We start from the raw sequence: 11,455 nt of genomic DNA, 5'->3' as shown, positions 1-11,455 counted from the left end.
TTCCGTGATGATGGCTGTGCTCTGTTCATCAACATCCCAGAGTGACATGATGATCGAGGGACAACCCGCATAGGCAAAACTATGTGCCAACGAGATGACTCCTTCCGAACTCTCCTGCTGACCGACTCCTGTCTGACATGCGGTGAGTACAGCGAGCTCTGCCTGCAGTTGCATGTCGTACAGCTCATAGGCATGCAGATATCCATCTTCACTGCTCGATTTACTCAATATCAATTTGGAATAGAGGGGAGATACATTGTTTATCTCAGTATGGGTACCCAGGTGGATCACCTCGTACTGCGCAGCATGTTGCTTGAACTCCGATTCATTGGCTTCTTCACCTACCTTGACCTCAGCTTGTAGCAGACCTCCGAGGGCATGTGCGGTCTTCACGGCAAATGGTTGTTGGATCTGATGAAGAAAGCCCTGGTCCACTTGGGACGAATCACTGACCGAGTTCAGATAGGCATCTTTCAACGCATCTTCAAAGCCTGGCGCCATGGCAAGAGCAAGTCTATCAGCACGCTTATCCAGACCTTTGAACTGTATGGATGTGGAGAGGGAAAGGAGATAGGATATAGTAAAGTCTTGAATCAATAGATGCTTTATATAGTCTTGAGGTCCAGGGTCTTGATCGAGAAGTATCTCGAAATTCAAAGTGTAGAGCTCATCGTCCGGTACGATCAGTAGTTCGTCTTTCTGGATGTGCTCGCGCATGGGTGCTATCAAGCGCTCATAGAGACGGTAGGCAGCTGCAGTATACCCTTCCATATCATGCTCAGTGACTCCTTTGTGGAGCATTTGGATGTCCCTCTTCAGATCGCCTTTGGGTACACGGGTAATGTGCGTTCCTTCATGATCGATCAGGGTGATGTAGATATGATCCTTGCTCAGTGCATATGCGATGATACTCTGGTCTGGAGTGATCAGGTCCAGCACGGACTGCATATCCAATGGTCGATCTCCATATCGAAGTTCGAAGTATCGGGGATGATCGGACTTCATCTGATCCAGAAGGGACACATATTCGGTCTCTAGATCGTTGAGTTCATCGGCTGCTTCGTGGTCCATTGATGTATCGGAGATGCGTTGAAGTAGAAAGTGCTCACGCTCCAGCAAGCTATCAGGTACCCCTGCAAAGGACATGCTCTGAATGGAGCTCAATCGGTCTTTCAGAATGATGGTCTTGTTGGATTCGGTCAACTGAAGGAGATCCTGAATGTCCGTATCATCTGGTGAGGATGTGTGCAGTTCATAGGCAATATCTAAAGCAGAGTCGAATACATCACGCTGTGCACCTAGCATCAGGAGTCGAGATTCTTCGTCCCGTAGTCCGGTCTGATTTGCCTTCAATACCTGGATGGCAGTCTGGAGATGATCAAGAGCCTTCTGATCCGAGCGGCTGCTATCTGGGGATTGTCTATGCGCTTGAGCATAAAGTAGAAGGGCTTCAGGAAGGAGATGGGGCAATGGGTCTCTCCGCTGTGTGACCATGTCCTGATCCTTCGGTAAACGATCAGAGAGGATCCCGATGGAGGACTCCAGTTCACTTATCGCCTCTTGATACCGCCATTCGGCCAGCAATGTGCGGGCTATCTCATTCCTGGCAGCCGCGACTTTCCGATTCTCTGATCCTACATTGACCGCGTAGATATCCCTGGCCTGTATGAAGTCTGCTCTTGCGTTTTCAGATTGCTGCAATCGCATCTTCATCTCACCGCGACTCATCAGGGCCTCAGCTACATTGGGGTCGGATGTCTCATCAGAAACGGCTTTGAAACCTTCCAGTGCAAGCGTATAGAGGGAGTCTGCTCCTTTGTATCGCTCGGTCAGGCTATATACCCGGGCCAGATCGCTCAGTGCATCGGCACTGTACTCGCTATGTATTCCATAGTTGGATATGCACTTATCCAAATAGCCTTTGATAAGTTCTTCTGCTTTCGGATAGTTCCCTTTGGATATCTCGATCTCAGCAAACTGGAGTTGGATGACGTGGAGTTTGGGGTCATCCGGCTCAAAGAGTGACGTGCGATCTTTCAGTGCCAATTCCAGATATCCTTTAGATGTCCCGTACTCACCCAAGGAGTGATACAAAGAGGCGAGATTGCCGTACGTACGTGACCTGACCATGGTCATCTCGTCTTTGAGAAAGGGGTCATCTGTTCGATGGATGACTAGATTGCTGAGACGTATATTCTCGTGATAGTATTCCTTGCTTTTGATCAGATTTCCCAGATCCTCGAACATCAAAGCCAGATTCCCGATGGTACTCGCTTTGCGAGAAAGAAGGATCAGATCATCAGATTCTCCGATATATTCCAAGGCCTTCAAATAGTTCTCTTCTGCATCCTTCGTCCTACCGAGATGCCAAGAGGCGACTGCCATACCATTAGCGCTCTCTGCCAGTTGCTGTCTGATCAGTGAGTCTCTAGGTTCTATCTCTTTGAAGATGTCATGTGCTTCTTTGAAGTATCCACCTGCCTTGCGATAATCCCCCAGCATAGCATGATCGAAACCCAGATAGGTACGTGCCCTACCTTTAAGATGTTGGGGAACATCGGATCGGTCAGCAAGCTCTTTGGCTATGGAATCCACTTGGAGACAGAGATCGGCCCTTCCGGTCTCATAGTGTATCCAGCTGAGGTCGCTATAGGCTGCTAGTAGGGCTTCTGGGTCGTTCTGAGACTTCACATGCTCTATGATCCGCTCGGCAGCCGCCACACCTTCATCCACTCCCTGGGTCTTCCAATATGCACGGGCATAGGGATAACAGTAAGTATAGAGGGTATCTTCCCAAACAGTGTCGGTGATATCATCCAGCTGCTCTTCGATCAAGGTCAGGACTTCTTCATAGCGTTCTAGCGAGTAGAGCGAGTCGATCAAGTCATGCCGTTGGGCGGTGTTGTCTTGAGAATGCAGTATAGAGTGCAAGAATACCAGGCACCCTAGAATGCCGAGGAAACGCGGGTTCATAGTTGGTCGAGCTTGGTGATCAATTCCTTGATTCTATCACCATAATACTCATTTTCATCTAGATCGAGGCGCTTCAAGGCATCAATTCTATCTACATAGAGGTAGTTGAGTGCCAGATACCATTGGGCTTTCTCGAACAAGGGGGAGCTCTTATCAGAGGCCAATGGAGAGAGATATGCTATCGCCTGCTCATGATCGTGGAGATTCATGTAGGCGCATCCGATGTAATACCTCAAGGTATCATTCTCATCACCATCCTCCAAAAGGTCCGACCATTTCGCCACGGCTTTTTGATAGGCTTCATTCTTATAGTCCACCATAGCATCTGTAAAGGCATATGCATCCGTAGTACCCATAGCGACTGGAAGTCCGGGGTCAGGGAAGAAATGGGTGCTGTAGAGCTCATAACGGGGGTTGGTATCATCCGTCAACCAGATCACTGAGGCTACCAACAGTGCAAGGCCAGCAGCAAGGGCCCACCAGACCTGAGGTCTGATCCTATTCGGCTCGGTCTTTTCTATATAGAGCACCTGCTCGGTATGCTCGTCTTGTATTGACTCGATGGTTCGCTGCATCCCTTCCAGTTCTATGGAGAGCACGCTCTCACGCATGGACTCCACTTCTTTGGCCAATTCGGCATCCACTCGGAGTCTTTTCTCGAATCGGTGTCGTTCTGCTTCATCTAGTCGGTCGAGCACATACGCTTCTATTTCTTCGAATTGTTTCTGATCCATTGTGTTATCCAAGTCTAGTTCCAACCTCTATCCGAGCTTCAATTTGTCTTTGTTCTCTCTTAATTTCATCATGCATCGGTACTTCATGGTCCGTATGCTTCCTACATCATGCCCGAGTTCAGCGGCTATGGAGGCGAGATCCTTCTTGTCATAGTAGAACATGTCGAGGATGCGTTTGCATTTCGAATCCAATGTGGCGTATACAAGTCTCAAATGATCCACTCGATCAGAGCTCTCTTGTATCTCGCTATCATCCGCTATGTTGTCCTTCACTTCGGGGTTCATCCGATGTACTTTCTTGAACTGTACCGACCGTAGTCTATCCAGCCATTTGAATTTTGCAATTCGGAAGACATAGGCTCCCAGATTCTCTTCGTCCTCTGGGTTGAAACGCCCTTGTTTCAGGTTGAGCCAAGTGGCCAACATGGCCTCTTGGAACATGTCCTGAGCATCTTCTGCCGATCCACTATTGGAGAGGATATAGTTTCTCACCTGCGGGAAATGAGAAGCATAGAACTGCTTCAATGTATCCGGGTCGTTCTGCACAAACCCTTGGATCAATCCTCCCACGCCTGCTTTATCCGTTTCTCTCCCTTGTGTCACCTGTAGTGTGTTGGTAGTTCGAGTATACTCATTAAATCCACAGATGGACAGCCGAGTAAACTGAGCGTACCACGCACGGTATCTTCCTTCTCATCTCTATATCGGATGAACTAGAAGGATGTGAACAAGGAAATAGGAAATTCAGAATGTAGGTCGCAGGGCAAGCCGGATCTCTTCATCTCTGCCATACACGTCCTCATAGAAATAGACCAGATCGGCATCAGCACTTGCTGTCGAGTAGGTGATCAGCACGGGAATGGGAGTCTCCAGGTCGAATCGGAATCGCTCTTCGGTCTGGCGTATAGAATCTATGTAGGCAGGAGTAACACCTTGATCGCTCAAGAGATATTCTGCCAAGCGAAAGGGGTTCTGTACCCGGATACATCCATGGCTGAAGGCACGCTGTTCTTTGACGAAGAGATTCTTGGAAGGGGTGTCATGGAGGTACACCCGGAATTGATTGGGAAAGAGGAATTTGACCCTCCCCAAGGAGTTGTTATCCCCAGGTCCTTGACGGACGATGTAAGGCATTTTTTCTTCGAAGTCGTTGAAATCGATAGCGCTCTCATCCACGGGTGTTCCTGACATCGTGAGTAGTTCCATGTTGTTCCTACGCAGATAGGACTCGTCCACTTTGAGTTTGGGAAGTATCTCATAATTGGAAATGGAGAAGGGGACGGTCCAGTCGGGATTGACTTCGATATATTCGATCATGTCCCTGAAGACAGGTGTGCTGGTACTCTTCTTGCCGACCATCACTTTGGTAGTCCAGCAGAGGGTATCTCCCTTGACCAAGCGCAGATCGAATCCTGCGATATTGACCAGTACATAGTTGCTGTCCAGGTCATGATGGATCCAACGGGCGCGTTCGAGATTGATCTTCAGCAGATCGACTTTTTCCTGAGCAGAGATGTTCATGGCTTCGACTGTACCCCTTCCGATCACCCCATCGGGATTCAGACCGTGTCTGATCTGGAAACGCTCGACTGCACGTTGCAGGATAGGGTCATAGTATTTCTCGTCTGATAGCGAGTCATCCAAATTGGACTTCAGGTCCATGAAGTCTCCTTCTACCCGCAGTCGTTCTCTGATGCTCGGAATATCCGAATAGGTGCCACCTGGTTCCAATTTTCGCTCAGTGATGCTGGTCACCTTCCAGGCACCACTATCATTCAACTGGGTATAATGCTCCAGCCCTTTCATCATGTAGTGATAGTACTGGGAAGGTGGCCTAAAGATCCCGATCAACGAGTCAGGACGGCCTGAAGCGAAGCTATCGAACATTCTAGGGAGGTCCGAGCCCATAAATGAACGTCTATCGTGAATGAGATTAGGGACGTGGGTCTTGGGGTCCAATCGCCCGCTGAGGAGATGATTGAAGTAGTGGATCAATCCATCGGTTATCAATATATCCAAGCTGGTAAGGATGTCGAAATCATCAGAAGCTTGACTGTCCAGATCTCGGATAGCTTCCAGATGATACTCATCGGGTTCCAGACCATCCTCGTACGCTTTTTCTAGTACTTCTATAGCCCTTTCTCGATCCAGACTGTCTTTCCAGAATAATTGTTGGGAATGTCTTTGATAGAGATCAGGTATGATGCTCGGGCTGGTGATCGTACGTCCTCTGAGTATTCCGCCATCTATCAGTCCCATCATATCGATGTATTGTTCGAGGAAGAATGCCGTAAGCGTACTATCCTGCTCTCGCTGCATACGTTCGTAGATCGCAGTGCTATCTACCAGTATCTCCTCCACGAATTCTTCGATAGGTTCTGGAGTCGAGCAGGAGAAGTAACAGAATAGGGTGAGGATGGCTGAGAGAAAGGTCAGGCGCATATTGCCTCAGCTTTGCGCGATGATCGAGGATCGGAAGGCGTAGTTCTCATCTCCGCCATAGATGAATAGCAGGCAGCCTTCTTTGATTTCTTCGATGACCTCTGTGTAATCCTCGAGGGGCAGGGCGGGGCAGCCCAGACTACGTCCGATACGGCCGTGCTGTGCGGCAAAATCCAAGCTGACGTAGTCGGCCTTATGGATGACGATAGCCCTTTCGCGGGCCTTGTGATTGATTCCGATCTCCAATCCATCGAGCCTGAGAGATAGACCGTGCTTTCCTTCATAGGTCTCGGCCGTACGGAAGAATCCTAAGCTGCTTTGATAGGAACCTACTTGATTGGAGAAGGAAGTCGCAAACTCGTTTCCGGAATTCCTCCCATGAGCTACCAGACTGGTGCGGGTCAATGTGGTGTCTCCCATATTGAGGATATACATCCGCTCGGTGTTGGAGCTTTTTGAATAGTCGATCACCACCAATGTTTCTTTGAGGTCGCCATATTTATCCGACATGGTGGCATAGCCATCTATGGCCTGTGTCAAGGCCTCATCAGAGAGACCATGTGTCAATATCTGTTCGTAAGCAGAGGGGAGGCCGGGGTTATGGTCTTCTGGAGCATTGGCAAATGAACTCAAGCCTATGAACAGCACTATTGCCAAGCAAGGTCGAATGATCGACCCTAATATCTTTTGTGTATCCCCCATGTACAACAAGTCGTGAATATATACGTAAATGGGCTTCTCTTGTTGTACTCTGCCTACCACAATTCGACAGATTCTTGTCAATTCTAGCTGGAAACAGCTTTCTGAGCCTTTAATAGTTGGTAGATATTGACCGAAGAGATGAAAACATTGGGTATGATGATGGGCCAATTGAGGTCGAGAAGCACTCCGTACACGATAAAGAGTACACAGCCCAAGGTGTTGAAGATGCGGAGTTTGATGATGTCCTTGAACATGAACGAGATGATGAGAAAGAAACTCGCACTGTATCCGACCAAATCCTGCCAATCCATGCGTCAATGATACATCTTCACATCAGATAAGCATACTTTTGGATGTATGAGCCTAGCTAGAACGGCCTATAGCCTGATCATAGTGATTGCAACAGTTGTGATCCTCATCTACCTTAAAGAGATATTGATCCCTTTCATACTGGCGGTCATCATCTGGTTCATCATACGCGAAGTGCAGACTCAGACCCGCAAATTGCACATCGGGGAGCGTAGGATTCCTCAATGGCTTTCTGGAGTGATCTCCTTCGTGCTGATCTTCGCAGTATTGGGCACAGTAGTCAACCTTCTCGTAGTCAATATCAAAGGCATCTCCACCGTGCTTCCCACCTACGAACAGAATCTCAGCAAGGTCATAGACACAATAGATTCAGAACTGGGAATAGACGTGCTCTATCAGGTGCGGGAATGGTCAGGGAGCTTTGACTTCACGGAGATCATTTCCATCGTGATCAACTCCATAACCACCTTGATCGGAAGTGCCTTCTTGATCCTCATCTATGTCATCTTCATGATGCTCGAGCAGCGGTTCTTCCGCTTGAAGTTCAGCTCACTATACTCCGAAGAAAAGAAGAGGGAACGGGCCAATAATATCCTCGATGAGATCGATCAGAGCTTGAGCCGCTATGTGGCCTTGAAGACCGTGGTCAGCCTCATTACGGGAGTGGCGAGCTATATAGCCATGGAGATCATAGGCGTGGATTTCGCCTTCTTCTGGGCATTCTTGATCTTCATCTTGAATTACATTCCCAACATAGGAAGTTTGATCGCGACCTTGTTCCCGACCTTGATAGCTGCTATACAATTCGGTGATCTCACTCCAGCACTCTATGTACTCATAGCTGTAGGTCTCATCCAAGTAGTGGTGGGGAATGTGCTTGAACCCCGTTTATTCGGGAATTCATTGAATATCAGTTCCCTGGTGGTGATCCTTTCCCTAGCATTCTGGGGCGCGATATGGGGAGTGGTAGGGATGATCCTGTCCGTTCCTATCACGGTCATGTTGATCCTCACCTTCGCTCAATTCGATGAGACACGAGGTATCTCTATCCTGCTATCCGACAAGGGGATGCTGGACCGGGACTGATCACCTTCTCAATTCGATATAGCCCTTGAATGTTCGCGGAGTATCTCCCTTCACCTCTAAGATGAAGTAATAGGTATCGTTCGGAAGGTCCTTGCCACCCATGTTCCGCCCGTCCCATTCATTGGTATAGTTGCGGGCCGAGTACACCTTTCTGCCCCATGTATTGAAGACCTGGAAGCTGTTCTCCGGAATAGACTCGATACCGATGATCCTATACAGGTCATTGTACCCATCGCCATTTGGAGAGAATGCAGTCGGGATCATGAATTCCCTCACATGGATGTTCACGTTATCCGTGGACGTTCCACAAACATCAGACTCCACAGTCCAAGTGAGAATGTTATTACCCAGACCAAGATTGGTTACCACACTGTATGCGGATGCACTGTCTATCACCTGTGCTGAACCTTCTGTGACCGTCCAGTATCCTTGACCATGACTCGGTACCCAAGCTTCTACCAGGGTCTCGAATGTGGCGTTGAGTGATTGGTCCAATCCTGCATTTGCAAGTACTGTGTTATCTACCGCCAATACAGTGGTCGTACAGGTGCTCTCATTGGTCCCATCGGATATGGTCCATGTCACAGTGGTGGTCTGATCGTGAGGGAAGGTCAGGTCGGTATGCTCCTCATTGCCGAAGCTGTTGGTGATTGTATAGCCGCAATTATCAGTCACCACAGGAAGTGGTAGGTCCAGAGTCAATCCGCAATGGGCGGTATCAGCGAGACATTCGATGATGGTCGGAGCTTCCGTATCTACGACTGTAATGATCGATGTACATGTGTTCTCCGCAAAGAAATCATTGTCGGGTACCCACGTCAATTCTGTATCTCCAATAGGCAGATAGATGCTGGTATCACTGGTCAGGTCGAAATTCTCTTCATGGATGGAGAATATCGGTCCGCTGAATTCCGGCACCAGGATATCTACCATCGCACCACATTCTCCCGGATCGGTACTCACGATGATCTCTTCATCACAGTGGATGACCGGATCTTCATCGGGTACAAGTGTGACCAGGGTCTGGCATTGAGCGCTCTGTCCGTTGTTCTCTACCGTCCAGGTGATCAAAGTCTCTCCGTAAGGATACATTCCAGAAGCATCTTCTTCACCCGTATAGTCGTTCTCCAAGAGGTATCCGGCACAATTCTCAACGACAACAGGTAAGGGAATAGTGATCATCACAGAGTCTGCGATCTGATCCGAATAGACGATGGTATCCGTAGGACAGGTCAGAACAGGAGCAATGCTGTCAATCACTTCGATCAAGGCGGTGCACGTATTACTGTTACCAGTTGCATCAGTGACTGTCAAGGTGACCTCGTTGGTCGCATTCACATGACTGCAATCGAAAGACTGTTGATCTAAATTCAGATCGAGCGCATCGCTAGTACAGTTGTCGGTCGATCCTGCATCTACCATGGCTGGTGTCAAGAGGGCCGCTCCGTTTTCATCCAGGTAGATGGTCAGGTCCTGGCACTGTGCCACAGGTGCCATGTCATCTTCAACAGAGACATGGAATGAACAAGTCTCTGAATTTCCACTTCCATCGGTCACGGTCAGCGCCACATCGAAGGGACCGGACATCACTTCTCCGGCTGCCGGACTCTGCGTCACGGTCAGTTCAGAGCTAGCGGTACAATTATCATCCACCTCGGCCAAGCCGGTATAATCCTCCACTTGGAAAGCACATGTCTCATTGAAGTTCCTCAATAGAGTGTCGGGACAAGTGATGGAAGGGGCTAAAATATCTAGGGCTGTCACATTGAATACGCACTGGCTCTCATTCCCGACTGCATCTATCACTTGGATGGTCACTACTTGGTCACCCGACTGACCGGGTCCAGGTGCAGGACTTTGGATCACGGTGATATCAGCTGCTGAGCTACAATTATCCGAGTAGATCAAACCTGTGGTGAAATCTGGCAGTACATACTGACATAGCGTATCGGTCGTGACAAACTGGTCGGATGGACAGTTGTCGATCACCGGATCGGTATCGTCTTCCAATGTCAGGGTAAAGCTGCATGACGTGGAATTGCCGCTGGCATCTGTCACTACATACAAGATGTCCTGTGTGGTGCCATGTCCTGAAAGAACGGTACCCGCAGTCGGAGTCTGTTGGATATCCAATAGATCGGAAGCCGTGCAGTTGTCTGTGCTATTGATGCTTTGAGAATAGTCTGGGATGACATACTCACAGTTCGTCCCTGTGCTTACGGTCATGTCTCCAGGGCAATCCAAGATGACTGGAGCAATAGAATCAAGCAATACTATCCAGAAGTTCATCGAACTGGATTGTCCATTCTGGTCACTCGCAAATAAGGTGATGAGATGCGGTGAGTCCTCCAACGCAAGTGCAGTACCCGGTACAGGGAACTGAGACAGATTCACGAATTCATCCGGTGTGCAATTATCCGACACTACTACCGAGTCCATATAGTTGGGTAGGATGTAAGTACATACATCACTGACCAGCATGGTATCATTCTCCAATTGCTCTGAGAATACCGGTGAGGTATTGTCCTGTATCTGGATGGTCTGGATGAATTCCATGGAATTTCCCTCTGCATCCGTTGCGACCCAGTGTACCCAATAGGTACCCTGGTCATTGAAGGATACATCGTCTGTGGTTGTGACGGTAACCGGTGTAGAGCAATCTGTGAAGACAGGTTCTGTAATGGTCGTATCACACTGGGCATTGATAGTCGTTGGTGTACCTGAAGCCACTTGTGGTGCGGTCTGATCGGTCACGGTCACGTTGAACTGGCAGCTTGCTGAGTTACCGGCATCATCTACCACTGTGTATTCCAGTGTCGTGGTTCCCATGGGGAATGGATCGCCAGAACTCAATCCTGTCAGGTCGGACTGAGAAGTTGTGGCGTTACAGTTATCTGTTCCCACTGGGATATTGTAGGTCACTATGGCCGTACAAGCGGTACCATCAGTAGGTACGTTGATATCAGAAGGGCAGGAGATGGCAGGAGCTATATCATCCTGTAAGGTCACTGTGAATGTGCAGCTAGCTGTATTCCCGTTCCCATCATTGGCAGTCAATGTCACTGTCTGGATGGTTCCATGACCTGAGAATATCGTTCCAGGTGATGGACTCTGACTGACGCTGATGGATGCACTGGAAGCACAATTATCGGTCGCGGTCAGTTCTCCGGTGAAATCACCCAAGATGTAATCGCAATCACTATTCAAGG

The 11,455-nt window shown here is 48.8% G+C and carries 8 protein-coding genes; 1 reads left to right on the top strand and 7 read right to left on the bottom strand.

The genetic code is table 11. The annotated features are described in order from the left end of the window. The 6 genes from HKN79_05410 to HKN79_05385 all read right to left on the bottom strand — a co-directional run. Positions 1-2,973 (bottom strand): CHAT domain-containing protein (locus tag HKN79_05410; GenBank protein ID NNC82995.1); only part of this gene is annotated, 2,973 nt, incomplete at its 3' end. Next, the gene (locus tag HKN79_05405) at positions 2,970-3,707 is read right to left on the bottom strand and encodes a hypothetical protein (protein NNC82994.1); all 738 of its coding nucleotides are present in this window, start codon (positions 3,705-3,707) and stop codon (positions 2,970-2,972) included. The genes HKN79_05410 and HKN79_05405, both read right to left, overlap by 4 nt. A gap of 27 nt (positions 3,708-3,734) precedes the next feature. Next, positions 3,735-4,310, bottom strand: coding sequence for a sigma-70 family RNA polymerase sigma factor (locus HKN79_05400; protein ID NNC82993.1), 576 nt, complete (start codon positions 4,308-4,310; stop codon positions 3,735-3,737). 141 nt (positions 4,311-4,451) lie between these two features. Next, on the bottom strand, positions 4,452-6,149 hold the full coding sequence (locus HKN79_05395) for a L,D-transpeptidase family protein (GenBank protein NNC82992.1): 1,698 nt from the start codon (positions 6,147-6,149) through the stop codon (positions 4,452-4,454). Positions 6,150-6,155: 6 nt separating this feature from the next. Further along, entirely contained in the window at positions 6,156-6,806 is a 651-nt protein-coding gene (locus HKN79_05390) for a murein L,D-transpeptidase catalytic domain family protein (protein ID NNC82991.1), read from the bottom strand. A 128-nt stretch (positions 6,807-6,934) separates the two neighbouring features. Then, complete coding sequence (locus tag HKN79_05385) at positions 6,935-7,162, bottom strand: uroporphyrinogen decarboxylase (protein NNC82990.1); 228 nt, start codon at positions 7,160-7,162, stop codon at positions 6,935-6,937. A gap of 46 nt (positions 7,163-7,208) precedes the next feature. Here HKN79_05385 and HKN79_05380 point away from each other — a divergent pair, with 46 nt between their 5' ends. Continuing rightward, entirely contained in the window at positions 7,209-8,246 is a 1,038-nt protein-coding gene (locus HKN79_05380) for an AI-2E family transporter (GenBank protein ID NNC82989.1), read from the top strand. On the opposite strand, the gene HKN79_05375 is transcribed toward HKN79_05380, so the two are convergent. Beyond that, a partial coding sequence (locus tag HKN79_05375) for an HYR domain-containing protein (protein ID NNC82988.1) occupies positions 8,247-11,455 on the bottom strand: 3,209 nt, incomplete at its 5' end. It abuts the gene before it with no gap.

The organism is Flavobacteriales bacterium (assembly GCA_013001705.1).
Classification (GTDB): domain Bacteria; phylum Bacteroidota; class Bacteroidia; order Flavobacteriales_D; family JABDKJ01; genus JABDLZ01.
This window is presented reverse-complemented; position numbering and strand designations above follow the sequence as displayed.

Bases quoted from the DNA above. Each gene is read 5' to 3' on its own strand.
- HKN79_05405 (NNC82994.1), bottom strand. From the start codon at position 3,707: ATGGATCAGAAACAATTCGAAGAAATAGAAGCGTATGTGCTCGACCGA.
- HKN79_05395 (NNC82992.1), bottom strand. From the start codon at position 6,149: ATGCGCCTGACCTTTCTCTCAGCCATCCTCACCCTATTCTGTTACTTC.
- HKN79_05385 (NNC82990.1), bottom strand. From the start codon at position 7,162: ATGGATTGGCAGGATTTGGTCGGATACAGTGCGAGTTTCTTTCTCATC.
- HKN79_05380 (NNC82989.1), top strand. From the start codon at position 7,209: ATGAGCCTAGCTAGAACGGCCTATAGCCTGATCATAGTGATTGCAACA.